17 protein-coding genes are annotated in these 18,421 nt (G+C 54.1%); all 17 read left to right on the forward strand.

Translation table 11 applies throughout. The features are described 5' to 3' along the window. The first annotated feature begins 143 nt into the window (after positions 1 to 143). The 17 genes from ACLCGK_RS01825 to ACLCGK_RS01905 all read left to right on the forward strand — a co-directional run bounded on the left by ACLCGK_RS01825 (position 144) and on the right by ACLCGK_RS01905 (position 18,404). The gene (locus ACLCGK_RS01825; RefSeq protein ID WP_410951056.1) at positions 144 to 1,385 is read left to right on the forward strand and encodes a hypothetical protein; all 1,242 of its coding nucleotides are present in this window, start codon (positions 144 to 146) and stop codon (positions 1,383 to 1,385) included. 2 nt (positions 1,386 to 1,387) lie between these two features. Continuing rightward, positions 1,388 to 2,674: a hypothetical protein gene (locus ACLCGK_RS01830; protein ID WP_410951057.1), complete on the forward strand. Its 1,287-nt coding sequence runs from the start codon at positions 1,388 to 1,390 to the stop codon at positions 2,672 to 2,674. Continuing rightward, positions 2,640 to 3,971, forward strand: coding sequence for a hypothetical protein (locus tag ACLCGK_RS01835; protein ID WP_410951058.1), 1,332 nt, complete (start codon positions 2,640 to 2,642; stop codon positions 3,969 to 3,971). Before ACLCGK_RS01830 ends, ACLCGK_RS01835 begins: the two co-directional genes overlap by 35 nt. A 211-nt stretch (positions 3,972 to 4,182) precedes the next feature. Beyond that, on the forward strand, positions 4,183 to 5,253 hold the full coding sequence (locus tag ACLCGK_RS01840) for a hypothetical protein (RefSeq protein ID WP_410951059.1): 1,071 nt from the start codon (positions 4,183 to 4,185) through the stop codon (positions 5,251 to 5,253). A 2-nt stretch (positions 5,254 to 5,255) separates the two neighbouring features. Continuing rightward, positions 5,256 to 6,440 carry a hypothetical protein gene (locus ACLCGK_RS01845; RefSeq protein WP_410951060.1) on the forward strand — a complete coding sequence of 395 codons (1,185 nt, stop codon included), beginning with the start codon at positions 5,256 to 5,258 and terminating at the stop codon, positions 6,438 to 6,440. Between the two features lie 65 nt (positions 6,441 to 6,505). Next, on the forward strand, positions 6,506 to 7,747 hold the full coding sequence (locus ACLCGK_RS01850) for a hypothetical protein (protein WP_410951061.1): 1,242 nt from the start codon (positions 6,506 to 6,508) through the stop codon (positions 7,745 to 7,747). Positions 7,748 to 7,769: 22 nt separating this feature from the next. Beyond that, the gene (locus ACLCGK_RS01855; protein ID WP_410951062.1) at positions 7,770 to 8,987 is read left to right on the forward strand and encodes a hypothetical protein; all 1,218 of its coding nucleotides are present in this window, start codon (positions 7,770 to 7,772) and stop codon (positions 8,985 to 8,987) included. A 4-nt stretch (positions 8,988 to 8,991) separates the two neighbouring features. After that, on the forward strand, positions 8,992 to 10,233 hold the full coding sequence (locus ACLCGK_RS01860; protein WP_410951063.1) for a hypothetical protein: 1,242 nt from the start codon (positions 8,992 to 8,994) through the stop codon (positions 10,231 to 10,233). 3 nt (positions 10,234 to 10,236) lie between these two features. Further along, a complete protein-coding gene (locus ACLCGK_RS01865; protein ID WP_410951064.1) occupies positions 10,237 to 11,433 on the forward strand; it encodes a hypothetical protein in 1,197 nt (398 codons plus the stop codon). A 17-nt stretch (positions 11,434 to 11,450) separates the two neighbouring features. After that, a complete protein-coding gene (locus ACLCGK_RS01870; protein ID WP_410951065.1) occupies positions 11,451 to 12,644 on the forward strand; it encodes a hypothetical protein in 1,194 nt (397 codons plus the stop codon). 240 nt (positions 12,645 to 12,884) lie between these two features. After that, entirely contained in the window at positions 12,885 to 13,361 is a 477-nt protein-coding gene (locus tag ACLCGK_RS01875; RefSeq protein WP_410951066.1) for a hypothetical protein, read from the forward strand. 30 nt (positions 13,362 to 13,391) lie between these two features. Further along, complete coding sequence (locus tag ACLCGK_RS01880; protein WP_410951067.1) at positions 13,392 to 13,589, forward strand: hypothetical protein; 198 nt, start codon at positions 13,392 to 13,394, stop codon at positions 13,587 to 13,589. Positions 13,590 to 13,669: 80 nt separating this feature from the next. Then, positions 13,670 to 13,942 carry a hypothetical protein gene (locus ACLCGK_RS01885; protein ID WP_410951068.1) on the forward strand — a complete coding sequence of 91 codons (273 nt, stop codon included), beginning with the start codon at positions 13,670 to 13,672 and terminating at the stop codon, positions 13,940 to 13,942. A 137-nt stretch (positions 13,943 to 14,079) separates the two neighbouring features. Then, complete coding sequence (locus ACLCGK_RS01890) at positions 14,080 to 15,459, forward strand: hypothetical protein (protein WP_410951069.1); 1,380 nt, start codon at positions 14,080 to 14,082, stop codon at positions 15,457 to 15,459. 2 nt (positions 15,460 to 15,461) lie between these two features. Beyond that, entirely contained in the window at positions 15,462 to 16,760 is a 1,299-nt protein-coding gene (locus ACLCGK_RS01895) for a hypothetical protein (RefSeq protein ID WP_410951070.1), read from the forward strand. Positions 16,761 to 16,865: 105 nt separating this feature from the next. After that, positions 16,866 to 17,354, forward strand: coding sequence for a ProQ/FinO family protein (locus ACLCGK_RS01900; RefSeq protein ID WP_410951071.1), 489 nt, complete (start codon positions 16,866 to 16,868; stop codon positions 17,352 to 17,354). 72 nt (positions 17,355 to 17,426) lie between these two features. Then, entirely contained in the window at positions 17,427 to 18,404 is a 978-nt protein-coding gene (locus tag ACLCGK_RS01905; protein WP_410951072.1) for a hypothetical protein, read from the forward strand. Positions 18,405 to 18,421 lie beyond the last annotated feature (17 nt).

Consider the following 18,421-nt stretch of genomic DNA (forward strand, 5'->3'; position numbering starts at 1 on the left):
GCCCAATCTCTGTTGGCGATGGCTATGCTGCCTGTGTAAGTCCCCAGCCATGGACGGCATCATTCACGCCGAGGCAGGCTTTCATTGCAGTGGCCCAGGCAATATCCCTATAGTGGAGGGAGAAAGAATCCAGGAGAATTGCGTTGATCACGCCCGCCCAACTCGACTATTTCGAGCAACTTCCTGTGTTGCCAGACGAACTGGGATTTTGCGAGCCCTTCGAATCCCTTTCCGCGATGGAGCGCGCCGTTGAAATCTTCCCGGACTTCGTGACACTCATTCAGTGCCTGCGCCTTGCCACGGTGCAGCCGGGTTCACCGCTCTTTGGTCAGCATGTCTCGCTGACAGAGCGTTGGATTGCCATGCTAGCCAGGTCGCTGATGGAGGATGGGCCTCACCTGGATAGACTGATCCCGTTGACCTATCAAATGGTCGAGGCGTCCATCCAAGACCCACTGCCTAGAACCCAAGGGGAAATTGGCCTGGCTCAGCAGGTGCTGGAAGTCCTCAATCCGAACTCGCCTGCCAGGGCCTGGCTGGATGGCAACCTGGACAAGCTCGACCTGATGAAGAATGGTCGGATAGTCGATCAGTTCAACCTCATTTATCCGGATGTTTTTGTGAATCGGGTTAGTGACATGCTGGATGAGTTAGATCCCACCCTGGCGGATCTTGTTCTCTATGCCAGAGCTCAGAACTCTGAGGCGCTGCGGCGATATCAAGTGAGTCTTAGTGAGTCCGTTCACCTCAAAGAACTGGCTCATAATGACCCCATCAGGCTTGCGGTTCTAGGTGAGGATGTTAGTGCCAACGAGTATGCAAGGCGCCTTAAACTTCTAGCCGATCACTTTGCACGCCCTCTCCAGGCCGTGGAAGCCTCTGGGGGTATCTCCGCTGAAGAATTCATTCGCAAAAGCGTGCGCGCATTCAAAGGGTTGTTGGATCACATGCCTGGCTTCTGCATGGAGGATTTTAACATTGATCTTTACGCAGTGCTGCGCGATGGCAGGTACATCACTACAAGTTACAAGAAAGATGTAGCGGTCTTTCTAAGCGCGCTGGGCGATATCGGAGCCGATATCTGCCGGCTGGCGGCTTCAGTCGTAGGCGGTAGTTGGGGTGTCGGGCGACTGGATGCTGAGCAGTACGGCAGGTTTGTCACTCAAGCCGTGGATGCGTGCAACAATGATTTGGATATCAAGGTTAGCACCTTGCTGTACCGTGAATTCCTCATGCGAACGCCCGAAGAAAATCTGCTCAATGCAAACCTCGGTGACAGAGAGTGGGCGTTCCTTTACAAGCTCAGGCCTAGTCCTACCTTCCTCCATAAAATCCAGGGTGAGCATCATCTTGAGGGTGTGCTTTCTGGGGATCTGGGACTGTGACCATGACCGAAACATTTACCAACCACACAGAACTCCTTCAGCGCCTGTATGAAATCCGTGGTACGGTGCACAGCTGGTCAACCACCACGACCGAGATTTCCGCAGCTGCCCCATGCACGCACTTGTTCCGCCAGATCAAGCATCTGTATCGAGATGGCCTGCAGGCTCTGCACAGCATTGAGCAAGCGCCCGAGGATCGGCGTCAGGCGATGCGCCAGAGTCTGGCATTTGTCTATGGCTGCACCGAATACGATGAACTCGCCTTGATGGTCAGGTACCACGGCGACATTGCAGCCTTTGGCCAGCAGGCGCCGGAATTTCTCAATGACATCCTGCAGTTCGCCGGCAGACAAAAGGACAACAAGCGTCTTTCTGGCAGGCCGAAAAATCGGGCGGTGTGCGAAGACCTCCATCCAGGCGACGAGAACGCCCTCACCCTCGGAAGCCTGCTGGCGCAACCGCTCGGGACGGCAAGACTCCTTTCAGTGTTCGGACTGGCTAAAAACATTCCCTTTGTCGCCCAGTACATGGCGATCGCCGAGCAGGTTGATAAAGCTGGCCTGGAGAAGGTCGTGCACTGCTTCGCTGAAAAACTGAGCGACTACCCGTTTGAGTTTTCCAAGCGTGACGGGGAGTCACTGGCATTCAGACGTCAGCTGTTTGGTGGCGAGATCACCTCGACCCATGAGTGTGCACACCGGATCCAAGCCATTGCCCATACCATGCACGGCACGGGTGATGGTTATCCCCGTGTACGGATGATGAACGATTTTGAGGCGCTGAGCCACAGCAAACTGCCCATGGATGAGCTGTTTGATAGCATCTATGCCGAAATCGCTTACCTGGAGAATGACCTCGACTGGGGTGAGGCGCCGACCAAGAGCAGTGAGATTCCGATTGTCGATGAGCACTTTTGCCTGACATTGCGGGGCGTCTTTACCCGCCAGGGGGTGGATCATCGCACTTACCTGGCGCCCTGGTTGCTTGAAGGCGACCTCAACGCTTGGCGCGCCAAGAGCAAGCCAATGACCGATGCGCACTGGCTCGACCGTGAGATCATCCGGGCCGCTGCCCTGCAACAAAATGTCAATTCAATACAGCACGATCGGCGACAGGCCCGCCGTATGTACTGGATCAAGACCTTCAGTGAACAGCATTGCCTGAGCCTCTGTGAAAATGACGATCAGCTGATGACCTGTTTCCGCGCCACCGGGCATCGCAACCTGGCGCAGGCCTTGCGAGGCGAGTACCACCTTGAAGAAATTCTTTCCACCGAGCTTGGAATGTGACATGAGTCCACTAGAACAAGAGCTCCACACGAGCCTCATGCAAATTCACGACGAGTTGGTGTGCAACGCGGGGAAATTGCGCTTCTCCGACCAGGCCCCTCTGTGTGCCGATATGCTGCGCAGCATCCATGAGCTGTACCCTGACCTCAAACAGGCGCTGGACGGCTTGCAGAACGCCCCAGAGGCCCTGAGACCCGCTTTGCGCAGCGCCCTGGCGTATGTTGTGGGTTGCAGCCACTACGACACATTTTATTTTGCCCGGCGCTACCATGCACAAATCACCCTGCTGGGGCGGGAAGAGCCTGACTTCCTGAGGGACGTGCTGGCTTATGCGCAGGGCGCAGCAGGCAATTACCGGCTGACAGGCACATCAAGTCAGCGCCTGGAACTGATTGAGGGCGAGTCGCCGGATGTGATGCTCGGCAGCCTGCTGGCGCAACCAGCCGGATCGGTTCAAGCACTGGAATTCGACCTGACGGTACTGCGCCAGCATCTCCAGGTGGTGAAGGAGTACGTGGCGATCGCCAAGGTCTGCGATCCCTATGGGCTCAAGACGATGCGGGACAACTGCCGAAATGCCCTGGAGCGACACCCGCTGGATCTCGGCGTTGCTGACGGCTCCGGCATGGCCCTGCGCCGCGTATTGTTTGAGGGTGAGCTGATCACACCCCTGGAGTGTGAAGCGCGGGTAAGGGTCGTGGCCGTGGCACTGTTTGGCGGCAGATCCAGTCTCACCCCGCAGCAATTGGCTGAACACCTGGAGGCGATTGGCAGTTCGCCGGAGTTCATGGAGCACTGCTTCATCAATGACCTGTACCGAAACCTTCAGGATCAGAGCACCGATTATGCCCTGAGAGACCCGTGCGAGGAGTCGTTCAAGCCTGCTTCGATCGCCACCCAGGCCGAACAGGCCAAGGCACTAAAAAAATTCATGATTGATCAGGGGCTGGACTATCGCATCAAGATGGCGCCCTGGATTTTGAGTTGTGACAACTTCGGGCAATGCCTGGAGATCAGGGGCAGGCATGATCATGACGAGCGTTGGCTGGATCGTGAAGTCATTCGCGCTGCAGCCGAGTGGATGAAACATTCCGTCGACAAGGACTCCCCCGGCAGGGCACAGGCCCGACGCTATGGCTGGATCCATACGCTGAGTGAGCGAGACTGCATCAACCTCTGCCAGGATGAACACCAGCTGATGGCGTGTTTCAAGGCCACCGGGCACTCCGCATTTGTCCATCGCATACAGTCTGAGCAGTACCGAGAAGAAATTCTGTCATCCGACCTGGGGATGTGAAATGCCGTACCCACTCGAACACCGCTTTACAGGCGGCACCCGCCGCGATGGCTTCCAGAGCAAAGACGCCCTGATGGGGTTTGCCAGGCAATCCCTGGCCGAAGTTCTGGAGGCAATCGATCAGCAGATCCCATGTGATCACTGGGTGGAAAGTCACCTCGCCCGCCAAGGCGTCAATACCCCCACGCCCGCGCAGATCGACATGGCAAAGATGCGCCTGGTGGAAATGCTGGCCATCAGCCTGGCATTCGAGCACCCCGATTTCCCCCGTGTGATGGACTTCGCCCAGCGCCATGAAGTTGACCTGTTCGTTGATCTGTCGGATGGAGGCCTTGGCTTTTTGCCCTATCAGTCCAACGTCTTGATTCCCGCATACCAGGGCAAGCCGTTCTTTTTCTTCGTCGAAGGGCTGTGCGAGGAACTCGGCACCACGGAACCTCCCTTCAATCGGCGCCCCTCCATTCGCCATGCGGATGGGGCCTTGCGCGACGTGTCACTGTATTGCCGCTACCATGGGCCCCAATGGGAGGGATCACTGGATTACCTTGTCCAACAGAACGAGATGGACTTGATCGCCGCCCTGCACAAGGCCGACCTGCTTGACCAGCGGGAAGTGATGCAAGCCCTGCTCGCCTGCAACCGGGCGCATCTGCCCGAGCTGCGCTTTATTGTCACCGGTTCCCGCGATCTGGGTGATGAGGAGGCCTCCCACCGCTATCGCGAGATGTTGCGCGTGGCTGCAGCCCCGTCGACCCACACCCGCCTGCCTGCCGAGCATGGTGTTGCGTTTATCGATGAGCAACTGAGCCTGTTGCGGTCGAGCAGCTACCTGGAAAACCAATCGATTTTCGATTTCTACGCGGTCATGGGTGAAACTGACAAAAAACAGGGTGTGTTCCGCCTGGATAACCAGAAATTGCTGGAGAGCACCTTCCGCGCATTGATGCAGATAAATCCGGACTTCTATCGCCACCTGGCCATATCGCTGATGGGTGTGCCGGCAGGCCAGGCCCTGGCCACCAGTTTCGATCGCACGGCGTTTTCTGGCATTGCCAACCGCGCCTTTCTCAGGGCCCTAACTGGCAATGCCTACGGCGTGTCTTCGGATTTTGACATCAAAAAAGCCATGGTCATGATGGTCGATGAGGGCGATTTTGCTTTTGACGATTTCACCAGCCGTGAACGGCGCGAGCTGTATAAACTGACAGGGTTTGCGCCCCTCCTGGAAGCGATGAACGCACTCGACCTTACCCACTCCATGGAAGCTGACCTGGGCTTATGACAATGCACACCATTCAAGATCTCTTCACCTCGCTCACCGACCTGAACTTCCAAGCAAGATGGTCTAAACCGTTGGATCTGGCGGAAATGGCGCAGGCGTTGATCGGGGAAATGTATGTCCTGTTCGGTGGGCTCGATCCGGTGGTTGAGGCCATTGGCCTGGAGCCCGAGGACAAATGCGAAAAGCTGTCTGCAGCCCTGTATGAAACGTTGCGATGGGGTCTGCAACACGAAGGCATATATTTCAAAGATATCCTGGCCTGGGCATATAAGGACGCTGCCAAGGAAAATCGGATATTGACCCCCGTGCGCCTTATGCAGATGAAAGAGCGATTGAATGGAAGCGCTTCCGGGAAAGCGCGCCTGCAAACGCATTGCTTGTTCTCAAACAATGCAACGATGCGATACCCAGCCAATGAGTACTGCACGTTCTTCGGACGCAAGGTGGCCAATGAGCTTAAATTCACGTACCAAAACAAGGCTGATCATTTTGTATCGCAATACACCAACCTGAAAAACAGCTTGACTGAAGCCACCCTTGCAAACCTCAAGTCCGGCCTTCAGCGCGTCGCCATTGAAGACCACCTGGCCATTGATGATCGACGTTTTCCGCTTCTGTTTGAGGGTGAGCAGGACTCCGCGCTGATATCCGAGCGCCTGGCCGAGGTCATTAGAGACCTCAGCGCCCCGCTGACCATCGAATATGCGAAAAGCATTGTCGACAAGCTGGCGCAACACATCCAGGCCACACAGGTGGGTCAGGATGAGGTCGTTGCCGCGTTCGTTCATCACCTGGACTTCGAGGCCAATGAAGACCTGGCATTCAACCTGGAATTCCATTTCCTGCCGGCGTCCTACTTCATTCAAGCGCTGCGCGCAGTGGGGATTGATTTCAACCGGGTGTTCACGGGTTTGCTGGGGATGCCGGCTGAGACCACGCCCACGACCTTGGTTGAGGCGGTTGTGGGGCGTTTGCCACAGATCCCCAGTGCACAATACCTGCGCAAGCAGGATGTCTGGCTGGGTGCGTTTATCGATGCTTTCCCCGTCGACCAACTGCTGGCGATGGAGTTGGACTCGAAAACCACCTCGCGCCTGTACCGCGTCAAGGGTGATGCCCGGCTTCGGGACAAGACCACCGACCCGGATTACCTGGCTGACGTGCTGGCTCAAGACATGGGTTTGTGAGGCCAATCGCTAGGCGTCTATGGGTTTGACCGGGTCGTGCGGCACATTCAATAATGGGGAAAACAATGAATCCGGAAAATCCAATGTGCGCGCATGAAAATGATGAAGCCCTTAAACAGTCATACGTCAGGCGCGTACTCGACTTTCGGCAGATCTATATTGCCAATAAGCGAGCAGGTGATCACGTCAAGACAGTGCCTCATGCGATCCTGCTCGCCTGTGACTTGCTCGATGATTATGGGGATATTGGCAATATTGCCAAGGTGTTTGAAGATCAAATGGGTGATGAAGCCTTCAGCCTTGGTGTGTTTTGCGCATTCGACAATTCCCTATCTACAAGCAATAGAAGGTTTGATCAAATTCTAGAGCAATTGTACCTGGATCACACCAAGCATTTTCCTCATCAGCTAGTGGCTAAGACCAGATCAAGCATGTCAAACATGGAATGCCTTGAGCTGTCATTTCCTAGGCTCTGGGAGCAAAAACAACCGACGCTATGGGACACCGCTGGGGATTTTCAACACAACCCCAATCACTTCATGGCGTCTTTGTTTGAAAGCGCGGAGTTCCAAGCGCGAGAGTTTTTCGAGAATAATATTCCCGCTTTCAAAAAGATTGCTTTCAGCATCCCTGGGATTGAGGCGCCATTTAACGCCGAAATTGTCAGTAAAATAATGGTGGATATTTGCCACAATCAATTGCCTATAAATGACCCAAGGCGACAGGCCTTGCTCCCTCGAATTAATTTCGCCATGGAGTTTAATGAACGCTTAGGATTCATTGTCATCTGGCTGAGGCAAGAGAACCATCCGGCAGAGATACTGCAGTTTATTGACAGGCTTTTTGATGTCTTTGAATTGTTGAATGATTCTGAGAAGGATGATGCCCTGACTAGGTTAGAGTCATCTCTTTCTAATTGCTTCATTCAAGATGATGCTATAGCCGGCAGCAATATTGCCGTTCAAGCATACTCCTGCCTTTTGAATAAAGCATGCGCAAAGGGCCTTGATGCTTTATTTTTTTTTGCAAAGCATCTTGGTGTGAAAAAAAATATGAGGGACATAGCTTTAAAGTCGGCGTCGAAACTCCCGCCTAAAAACGCAAGCTCATACCTGGGTGAATCCATGGCCTCAGTAATTTGCGCGGCATTCCTCATGAACCGTGATGACCAAGAGCTTTTATCTTTAGACCTAGAAGGTGATGCCCTGCTGAGCCTGTATATCCTCAAGGGTAATGAGCGCTATAAAGATGCGCTGCGTACACCAGAGAAGGCCGACCGACTGCTTGCCAATGAGCTTGGGCTGTAGCCCTATCAACGCGGAAATAACAATGACCACTACAGCAAACGAACTAGCGCTCAAACAGTCCTACATCAGGCGGGTACTGGACTTTTGGCGGGTGTATGTCGCCAATCAGCAAAGCCAGGATCATTCGAGCACAGCGGCCCATGCGATTCTTCTCGCCTGCGACCTGCTGGATGACTACGGGCATATTGGCAACATCGCAGCGACCTTCCAGCAGGAGCTGCGAAGCGACGACTTTCAGAACGGGGTTTTCGGGGCATTCATGAATGCCTTGGCTATCAAGCATGATCGCCTGGATCAGATCCTGGAGCAGGTGCACCTGGATTACAACGGGCACTACCCTGCTCCATTGTTGGCCACCAGCCCGCCACGCACGGCCATGATGACCTATTACCCCACCCGTGCAATGATTGGCGATCAGCTCAAACCACAGTTGTGGGACAGTCAGGGCAACCTGCTGCACAATCCCGTGCACTTCATCACAACACGAAAAGCCAGTGTTGATAGTCAATTGTACGGATTCTACCAGGAAAACGGCCCGGCGATCTTGAACGTCATCAACATGCTGCCATCCCTGGATGCATCAGTCGCCGATATAATCATCAGTAGCATCAAATCCTCATTTTCTATCGATCATGTGGCTGTTGATGATCCTCGACGACTAGCCATGGCGAGCTATCTGGATGTAAAGGACGAGTTTGATGAGCGCCTGAAAATGATCTTCGCAGGACTCAAACACGAAAGCCGGGTACATGGCCTGGCAACTGCGCGACTCTTTGACCTTTTTCAAATGCTGGACACCCAGGGAAAGCAGCAGGCCCTGGAGACCTTTGAAGCACTCCTTGCTGTCAATGTGGGGATAAAAGACGAGTACGTGAACTACAATGATGCTGTCCATGCTTACGCTGATTTGCTCGATACAGCTTGCTGGAATGGTTTCGATGCGGACACGTTTTTTGCCAAGTATCTTGATGCCAAGCCCTCTCGCAGCAAGAGCGTGATTGCTAAGGTGTTGGCGGAGTTGCCTGCCAAACGTGCAGATGCCTTCATGGGAGCGTCGGTTTGCGCGGTGCTCTGCGCCGCATACCTGATGAACCAGGATGACGATGCCCTGTTGGCCAGCGACCTGAGCGGCGATGCCTTGTTGAGCCTCTACATCCTCAAGGGCGATGAGCGCTACAAGGACGCGTTGCGCACCCCGGAGAAGGCCGACCTACTGCTTGCCAATGAGCTGGGGCTGTAATCGCATGAACACTGAAGACCCAATGAGCGCCCAGAAAGCCAAAGAAGCCCTCAAGCAGTGCTACGTCAAGCGCGCACAGGACTTTCGGCAGCTGTACATCGCCAACCGAAAAACGCAGGAGCACTCCAGCACGATTTCGAGTGCGATCCTGCTCGCCTGTGACCTGCTGGATGACTACGGGCACATTGGCAAAATCGCCGAAACCTTCCAGGATCAATTGCAGGACGACGGCTTTCAAATGGGGGTATTTGGAGCGTTCATGAACGCTTTGACTATCGAGCACGAGCGCCTGGATCACATCCTGGAGCAGACCTACTTGGATCACAGCAAGCATTACCCGGCGCAGCTCTTGGCCATCAACCCTGCTCGCACCGCCATGATGACCTACTATCCATCACCTTCACTGGTCGATGGACAGCAAAAACCGCAGCTCTGGGATAGCGAGGGCAACCTGCGGCACATTCCCTCGCATTTCATTACTACTCGAAAAGCCAGCGTAGATAGCCAGTTGCACGCCTTTTATGAGCAAAATGACCCTGCACTGCTCCGCGTCATCAGGTCGCTCCCAGAGCTTGAAACAGCTTTTCGTGGCAGCGTGGTTGAGCTCCTTTCGCGCTTCATGATCATGGATCATGTTGCCATTGACGACCCACGCAGAATGGCCCTCATACCTTACCTGGACACACGCGAGGAGTTTTCCAATCGCCTCTACCAGGTCATCGGGGGCTTGAACCACGAAAATAGCTCAACTGACCTTCCGCGAGCGGTTGAACGCCTGTTTGATTTGTTCCGGGCATTGGATACCCCTGGTAAACAATCGGCCTTGGCCAGCATATCGAAACACCTGTGTGAAGAGCTGATCAGCAAGGACAATTATGTTGGCTACGCTGGCGCCGTCCAGGCTTACGCCGACTTCCTCGGTAAAGCGAGATCGCATGGGTTCGATGACCTCGAATTTTTTGCAACGCAGTTTCAGATGAAAGACTCGCGCAAACAGGACGTGTTCAGGCGTGTTGCCGCTGAGCTGCTTATCGGGAACAGCAGTGTCTACGTTGGAGAACCTGTGCGTCGGGTGCTGTGCGCGGCATTCCTGCTCAATCAGGAAGACGATGTCCTGCTGGCCAGCGACATCAGCGGTGATGCCTTGCTGAGTCTATACATGCTCAAAGGTGATGAGCGCTACAAGGACGCGCTGCGCACGCCCGACAAGGCCGACGTGTTGCTCGCCTATGACATGGGGCTCTAGGTGATGACCGGCTCTGTAGAACGCAAGCAAGCGGCCTTCCTGGACAGGATCAAGGACTTCGCCTATATCGAGGCTGTACATGGCAGTGGCGAAACCCATGTGCAGATGGCCATGGAGGCCGTATGCCTGCTCAACGACCTGCTGGATGCCTATGAGAGCCTCGATGTCATCAGGACGCTATTCATGCCAGCATGGCTTAGCCACGGTCATGAAGACAATGTGGCCGAGCAAGGACTATTGGCGCTGTTCAAGTTTTCGTTGATGGTTAACCATGACCGCTATGACGAGTTCCTCGCAGAGATCCATCAGCACTACGCCGGCAAGTTGACCACCAACCACATTCATGAACCTGGATACGCCATGTCCGAAGCAGATGCAGACTGCATTCCCCGGCTGTGGGATGACCAAGGCAATCAGCTGCATAACGCCACGGCATTTATCTCCCTCAATTCATTGGCCGCCCAATTACAGCTCAATCAATTCGTGGCTGAAAATGGCGAGGCCATCAGCAAGGTTATTGCGTCGCTGTCCGTCCTTGAGCAGTGTCTAGGCGAAAAAATCGCAGACACCATCTTGTTCAAACTGATCGACCTCGATGTGTCCGTGGATGACAGTCGCAGGCAGGGGATTTTACCCTTCTGCAGCGCGCTGATCGAGTGTCAAAGGCGCTTGCTGAAGGTCATGAAAGCGCTGGATACGAATAGCAGTGAAGACAAGCTCCGTGCCTCCATCAAGAATTTCTTCTCCATAGCAGGCACCCTGTGCGAAGAAGACCAGGAGTGCATCATACTTGAGATACATGAAAGCTTAGTGGCCCTGGATTGCACGTTGGACGTCACCCTCAGTTCCAACAATGCCGTCCCAGCACATGCTGCATTTTTGCAGGCTGCGGCAGACTATGGCTTTGACCTAGAAGCGTACTTTCTCCCGACTTCGGCCTCGGACTACAGCAGTGTCATTGCAGCTTGCGCAAAATACCTGGCAAACAAGCCTTTCGACCAATACGCAGGTGTCGACGCGGGTAGCGTTTTAAGTGCAGCCTTTCTGCACCTGCAGGACAGCGATCAATTGCTCGCTGCCAACCTTGATGCCGACACCCTGCTGGCACTTTACCTGTTCAAGGGCGATAATCGATTCAAGCAGGCGCTGCGCACCCCTGATCGGGCTGACACCCTCCTGATCCATGAGCTGGGCATGTGACCCCGAGAGGACGAATGATGAGTAATGCAGAGATCCTCAAGCAGAATTTCTTGAATCGCCTGGATGAGTTCACCGCACTTAGGATTGCCAATCAGCAGTCCAACCATATCTATGAAACGGCGCTGGCGGCGGTGGTGTTGTTCGGGGACATGCTCGACACGTATAAAAACATGAGGGGCATCGCAACGCATCTCGGCGAAGGATCGCCCTGCTTTAATCAGAAGGACATGTTTGCCCTTGGCATGCATGCCATCGCCATAGAACATGAGCGACTAGATCAGTTCTTAGTTGAAGTGCATGAGGATTATTTCAGTTTTACTCCAACCCAGATTATGCATGGCAATGGTGTTACCTACGTGGCGCATCACTTGGGGATCCCTCAGCAGCACAAACCCATGCTGTGGGATGCTGTCGGCAAGCTCTTGCATACCCCCAGGCCCTACCTAACCACCCACAGAATCAATGCGAAGTTGCAGTTGAAATCGGCCTTCATGTCCAACGGTGCACAATTCACCAGGATCATTGAACAGATCTCCGTGATGGATGATATTTCCAGCAAATTCGTTGTCAATGCCTTATGCGAGATTATGAGTTCTGCTCATGTTCCAGCCGACGACCCTCGCCGGCAATTGTGCCGCGCCATGGGCTCCGATGTGTGGGAAGAGGCCACCTATCGATTGAGAAAAATCTACGAGCAGTTGAACGATGCCATGGATGAAAGCCAGCGCGCCCAGGAGATGATGAATTTCTTTGATGTATTTGCTGAACTTGATGATACCCAGAAGAAGACCTTGCTTTCTGACATTGATGGTCGATTTCAAATGATGAAATCGGAAAGTATAATCGACTACGATGAGGCTGTTATAGCGAATGCCACCCTGCTGCAAATGGCCATTGCCCATGGCTTCGATGCTGCTAAACTGTTCGAAAAACTACTGAACATCAAGCGCGTTCCTCAGTCCGAATTCATCAACGCCCTGACTTCTGGCCTGCCGATCAAGCAGCATGACTGCTATGCTGGTGAGACTGAGTTCAACGTGCTGAGGGCGTCCTACCTGTACCTGCAAGACACAGAAGCCCTGCTCGCCAGTGGGTGCAACACCGACGCCGTGCTGGCGCTGTATGTCCTCAAGCAAGATGAGCGCTTCCGCGAGGTCTTGATGACCACGGATCGCGTGGAAACGCTGCTGGCGCACGACCTTGGCATGTGATTAGTCGATAAGGCCGCCACTGAAGATAAAACATCCTAAGTAGCGCTCAGCGCCTGCATAGAAACCTCGGCCAGACTGAGCTTCTTGGCAATGATGGCTTGGCTAAAGTGGGGTTGAATCACCCTTCCAAGCATTTCTTAGTGCAAGAATTTCCAGTCACTTGAAGGCTGCGTTAATATCCTAGAAAGCCTGACATAATTTCATTCATCGCTTTAGTCATAGTGCGCAAGGAAGGAAGGCATGCCCCGAACAATTCTGCATCACAATCCAAAGGTCGAGAAAATCGATCTCTCGAAGCTCGAAAAAGCTCCAGTCGATAAGTCGTGGTATGAGCAGGCAACCGCAACACCAATCGCCAACCTGCCCGGTATCAGGGATCTCTTCCAAAAAATCGAAAACGACAACCCCGCAGCTTTTTTTGGTCTGTACAGCAACCATCTCGATGCCTACGCCAATCTTTGGGGTAAGCATTCGTTCTGCTACAAAAGCGAATACCTCTGGAAGGTTTGGGCCATCAAGCTATCCGATGATGAGAATCTGCTCTTACTCAGTGCAAAGGGTGGCGGCTCTTGCTTCGAAGTCAGTGGGCCTGGCTGCCTGAAATGGCCTCCCGTGCTTTCTGGGCCTGCTTTCGAGAAGCTCAAACAGGTCATTCTTACAATCAACCATGACCTGGGCAAAGCCAAGCGAGCTCAGTTCGAAAATGGGCACGGTTGACGCCTCGCCTGAACGAAGATGTTTCCTAGAATGCCATGGGATAAGGGCTTCCTACCCCAGTTGCAGACTGCTGACTGCTTAATTGCCAAAGGGCGCAACACCAATAGCCTGCTGGTGCTGGCGCTGTATGTCCTCAAGAGGGATAAGCGCTTCGGCGAGGCCTTGATGAACTCTGGCCAAGTGAATGCCTTACACGCCATGACCTGGGCAGTGCGCGACCTTGGCTAGGCATTTATGAGTGATTACCTTGCTCTGTTAACTGCGGCACCAGCATAATTTAAGTAACAAAAACCACGCAGGCCCCCGTCATGGCCCATGAAGTTCTGCTCAAGAAAATCGAAAACGCCGATACCCTGGTTGACGCTCGCTACGCCCCGGCTTCCTATGATGTGCTGGTCAATGGCCTCAAGGTCGGCACCCTGGTGGGCAAGTTCAAAAGCGCCAGCAGCAAGGCCCACTGGCATGACCTCAAAGACCTCGATGGTCGCTACGCCAGGGTGACGGTCGGCGTCCGGGGGATTGGTCGCGAGCGCCTGGATCGCGAGGCCATCCGCTTTTACGAGCTGCTCCAGCAGCGCTGAACTGCGCGGTTTTTGCCCACAAACAGCACCCCCTCCCACCATGACAAACAGCCGGACAGCGTCGGACAAATCAATATTGCATAAATGCGTAGCAACTGAGAAACTGTCGCCTCTTTCTTTTGACCAGTGTGATCGCTATGCACCTGACCACCGCACAAGCCAGCCTGATCGATGAGCTGCATCGGTTTACTAACGTGATCGACCCTCTATCCAAACAGAGCAAGATCGACTGCGCTGACTTCATGCTGCGGGTGCTCGACCATTTCGGCTCATTGGCGGCCTATTACCGAGGCATTCACGAGCACAACGGCGCCTACGTGGGTCAATTCAACGATATCGCCCGCACTCGCCTGTTCCTGTCGATAAGCTTTGAGCACCCAGGTCTGGACAGAATCCTGAATGCCTTCATGGAAGACCTGGGCGCTGAACATTCCACCCTGGCCACCACCTGCAGTAACGAGAAGTACCTGGCATCCACAGCTCCCGAAGATCTGCCGATTTTGGTAGGCCAAGACCTCAAAATTCCCCATCGTCTGGAGATTTTGAGCTGGGTGTTTACCAATTGGGTTAATCAGGAAATTGACCGCTACTTCCTGGAAGCGGCAACTGGCGATCAACGATTTTTGCAATTGCAGCGCTGGATGACCAAGGCCATGCGTCAAAGCAGCCTTGAAAACCTCACCAAAACGCACCGAAAAATGGTGGAAACCTTCTGCAGACTGGGGGTCAGAAAAACCATGGCTGCAGTGCATTCAGTGGATTGTCCATTGGCAGATCCTCGACGTTGTTCAATCCTTGGGGCAGTACCCACTGCGGATGAGTGCTTAAAACGCATTGATAACGTGCTGGCCTTCTTCACCAGCAGAGAGTACATGGACTTGGCTTCAATGTCGTCCGCCGAGGCCGCCTCTTCAGTAATTACCGTTTATGCCGAGATTGTCGACGCTTGTAATTATCTTTCGCCTGCTATGTTGGGCCAGCATCTGGTGGCAGTCCTCAGAAAGCAGGTGTCAGGGTTGGTGGGCGACTCAAATGAGCATTTGACCGAATTTCAAACTGCCCTTAGTCAGCAGCTTGCGACGACGCTGCGTGGAGTAACACGAGAGCAAATTCACAAAGCCTTTGATCCCCTTCCTGATGCTCTGCCTGCCGTGATCGATTTTCTGCGCTTCAAGTATCAACCCTTGCACCATCTGCTCGAAAGCTTGGGCCTATCGCCTGCGATCCTGCTTGCCAATGCACTGACTGCCCCTGGTGGTCGTGACACCGAGAATGAGGCGGCTGCCCTTGTGAAGATCATCGCCAACATGCCTAGTATCAAGGGCCTGGTTGATACGGCCATGCTCTGGTCATATGGAATCCTTGGGATGGCTGGGGTGGATCGTTTGCTCGAACTGCCAATCCCTGACGCAGATCGGTTCAAGCTCTACCTGGCGCTCGAAGACACCCGGCTGCGTGACAGCATCACTGATGAAGCCATACTGGAAGCCGCCCTCGTACATGACCTTGGGATTTGATGATGCATTCGAACGACCTGGAAGACCTGGCGCGGCAGTTGCGTGATTACGCTCAGGAGCATGTCCCCGCTGGTTCAGAGGCTCCGGCATTGAACTCCCTGCACCAACTGGCCATCGTTTCTCTGCCTGTTGACATGCACTGTCGGCAGGAGGGCGTGCGTTTCATTCTGCGGGCGCTAACGGATCATCACTCCTTCGAGGGTTGTCTGCAGGTGCTGCGGGACATGGAGGGTCATGACTACGCCCTGCTCAGGAAAAAGTTCGTGGGCAGGGTCAAGCTGGCGTTGTCCTTTGAGCACGCCGATCTGCCACAGATCATGAAGGCCTTCGAAGCCTATGAGGACAAACATCCGGCGTTGATTGATCTAGGTGATCAGCAATGGAGAGTCATGGTGATGCAGGCGCCCGTCGAGCAATGGCCCCAGCTTTTTGATGACCAGCAAGGACTTCGCTATCACGCCGAGACATTCCAGCATCTCTATCCATCTGTACTGTACCGTAGCATGGACGACCTGTTCTGCGAGAACCCAGCAGGGTTTTCACGGGCAATAGCCAATCTGCTGGCCCAGGGTGAGAGTCCAGGGCGCGCTCTGACCCGACGCTATCAAAAGGTCGCCGATTCGCGCCACCTCTTTCAGGATGATGTCCGCCGTAAGGCGGTGTGGGAAGATCAATTTCCGGCCATGCATGTCTTTGAAATCCGTGATCGGTTCGACCAGGTCTGGAAAGACATCCTGAGCCCGAAGAGTGGGTTGGCGGACACAGCGGTAGCCGCGTTTGTTTCTATTTCAGCGCCTCGCGGGCGCAGCGGCGAAGACTATGAGTTTCGCAAGGTGTTCGATCAAATCAGCCTCAATACCGAGGACGAGTTTGCCTTTCCACTGGAGGGGGTTCCGGCATTGCATGCCCTGATGGATTACGCTGAAAGCCGTGGGGTCAATTTCCATGAGATCGTCACTAGCTTGGTGCGCTCGCCATCCGAATCGAAGCTGCTGCCAGGATTGGCTAAAGACCTCTATCAGCGATGCCAGTCACGTCGCGAACCCACCCTGGCAGATCGCGCTGCAGACTTGCTGCAGGTGCTGCCTGAAGATCCGGTGTCCCCCACTCGACAAACGCAATGTTCGGTGTGGCTCAACGTCCTGCTGCGGCGAATACCGATTGAAACATGGTATAGCCTTAAATTGAATGATGACCAACTCTTGAAGCTTTACCGGCACCTGGGTGATGCGCAGTTCCTGGCCAGGGTCGAATCGGCTGAACGACTCGATGCCGCCCTGGAGCATGATCTCGGCCTCTAGCGCCAGCGCTATCCATCTGAGCTGAAAGAAAATTTTCTGAATTCGGCCTTTGCAATGTGTCGCTTATAGCATATATTGATGACACACCGAACAAGGAGAACGAGCATGCCCGCCAAGAAAAAGCTGTCGCCGGAACAAATGGAGCAACTGGTCAAGACCCTTGCTACGTTCAACGAGCATTTCCCGAAGGCGTTCCCCAAGAAAGGCGAACTGCCGGTGAGGCCGCTGGCGATCAGCATCAATCGCCAGATCATGGCGAAGGTCAAGGAGCAACAACTTGGCCTGACCTGGAACCAGGTGCGCATTGCCCTGGCATACTGGTGTTCGCGCAAGTTCTACCTCAATGCCTTCAAAAAGGCGACGCACCGCATCGATCTCAATGGTGAGGTGGCTGAGTCCCTTACCCCCGAGCACCAAAAGTACGCGAAAGAGCGCTTCAAACGCCTCATGAAGCGCAGCGAAACCAAAAACCACGAAGCGCCAACGAGCCTGCAGAATGCGCAGTCGATCAATGACGAGCAGCAGGCAGCAGACAAGGCTGACCATGACGCCGCCATGGATGAAGAACTGCGGCTCATCCACGAAGCCTCTTGATTGTTGGCTGACATTCACCCAGCAAACAGCGCCATTCCTAGGCGCTGTTTTCGCTTGCAGTTGAACGATACCATGCCCCACCACATCACAACCCCAACCCATCTTGATAAACATCGTTCAGCCAGTGAACAACCCCAGCCGGTGTCCCGGCATGGCCTCAAGATGCTGTCAGTCGAGATGATGAATCCAGCCTTCACGGATTACCTGTCGATTCAAGAGCTCTACGCCCGTCCCGATGCACTGCAATGCCTGAAAATGCTTTGCGACACGGGCCTTCCCAATCTGGACAAGGCGGTAAAGCAGACCTTAAGCAAATTGTTGATCTGCTCGTGGGGCGATGAAGCAGCTTTGCTGCGCCAGGCCCTGGGGCTCGGTGATTTCATGACGTTGTGGGAGGTCTCCGAGCGCTTCAATGACGCCTTTCGCTTGGCAAGCCCAATGCCTTCCCGGTTGCGCCCAGTCCATGAGTTGCTGTTGACTACGCCAGAGCAGGCGGTTGATGCGCAGTTGGAGGCGGTTAGCAGGCACACAGATTACTTGCGCAGCATGGCGCAAATAGACCTGCAAAATCTGACCCGAACGCTGTCCGTTAACATTGGTTTTAGCGGGGTAGTGCGAGAAGACCTGGAGAGTTCACTCAAAGCGGTCAACAGGCTGACTCGACTCATGGGGTTTGTGCTCAAAAAAATCCCTCAGGCAGCCGAAATCATTTCGATGGCGCTGCTGTGTGACGGTCGTTGCTCTGCTGGGGAAACCTTCTGCAAGCCCAACTGGGAGGATTCAAACATTGAAGCCTGGTTCAATAGCCTCGCCGATTTTGCCTTGGATGACCGTACGGGCAAATATTCCTCCCAGCAAGTTATCAGGACACCAAAAGCTCGGCTGATCACCAGCCTTATCCTTTCAACTCCCGTTTCCACGCTCAAGCAAGCCTTGCATGAGCCCTGGCAATGGCAGTTCGCCTACGAGCTGACAGGTCACACCGAATTGATCGAAGCCATGCCAGCCAATCAGCGTGAAGAAGCGCTGGCAGTTGACCTGGGCCTCTAACGACAAAGGAGTTTGCG

The sequence above is a fragment of the Pseudomonas sp. S1(2024) genome, assembly GCF_046557535.1.

What these genes read in the sequence shown, in the direction of transcription:
- ACLCGK_RS01830 (WP_410951057.1), top strand. Translation starts at nt 1,388, where the DNA reads ATGACCGAAACATTTACCAACCACACAGAACTCCTTCAGCGCCTGTAT.
- ACLCGK_RS01840 (WP_410951059.1), top strand. Translation starts at nt 4,183, where the DNA reads ATGCGCCTGGTGGAAATGCTGGCCATCAGCCTGGCATTCGAGCACCCC.
- ACLCGK_RS01845 (WP_410951060.1), top strand. Translation starts at nt 5,256, where the DNA reads ATGCACACCATTCAAGATCTCTTCACCTCGCTCACCGACCTGAACTTC.
- ACLCGK_RS01850 (WP_410951061.1), top strand. Translation starts at nt 6,506, where the DNA reads ATGAATCCGGAAAATCCAATGTGCGCGCATGAAAATGATGAAGCCCTT.
- ACLCGK_RS01855 (WP_410951062.1), top strand. Translation starts at nt 7,770, where the DNA reads ATGACCACTACAGCAAACGAACTAGCGCTCAAACAGTCCTACATCAGG.
- ACLCGK_RS01860 (WP_410951063.1), top strand. Translation starts at nt 8,992, where the DNA reads ATGAACACTGAAGACCCAATGAGCGCCCAGAAAGCCAAAGAAGCCCTC.
- ACLCGK_RS01865 (WP_410951064.1), top strand. Translation starts at nt 10,237, where the DNA reads ATGACCGGCTCTGTAGAACGCAAGCAAGCGGCCTTCCTGGACAGGATC.
- ACLCGK_RS01870 (WP_410951065.1), top strand. Translation starts at nt 11,451, where the DNA reads ATGAGTAATGCAGAGATCCTCAAGCAGAATTTCTTGAATCGCCTGGAT.
- ACLCGK_RS01875 (WP_410951066.1), top strand. Translation starts at nt 12,885, where the DNA reads ATGCCCCGAACAATTCTGCATCACAATCCAAAGGTCGAGAAAATCGAT.
- ACLCGK_RS01880 (WP_410951067.1), top strand. Translation starts at nt 13,392, where the DNA reads ATGCCATGGGATAAGGGCTTCCTACCCCAGTTGCAGACTGCTGACTGC.
- ACLCGK_RS01885 (WP_410951068.1), top strand. Translation starts at nt 13,670, where the DNA reads ATGGCCCATGAAGTTCTGCTCAAGAAAATCGAAAACGCCGATACCCTG.
- ACLCGK_RS01890 (WP_410951069.1), top strand. Translation starts at nt 14,080, where the DNA reads ATGCACCTGACCACCGCACAAGCCAGCCTGATCGATGAGCTGCATCGG.
- ACLCGK_RS01895 (WP_410951070.1), top strand. Translation starts at nt 15,462, where the DNA reads ATGCATTCGAACGACCTGGAAGACCTGGCGCGGCAGTTGCGTGATTAC.
- ACLCGK_RS01900 (WP_410951071.1), top strand. Translation starts at nt 16,866, where the DNA reads ATGCCCGCCAAGAAAAAGCTGTCGCCGGAACAAATGGAGCAACTGGTC.
- ACLCGK_RS01905 (WP_410951072.1), top strand. Translation starts at nt 17,427, where the DNA reads ATGCCCCACCACATCACAACCCCAACCCATCTTGATAAACATCGTTCA.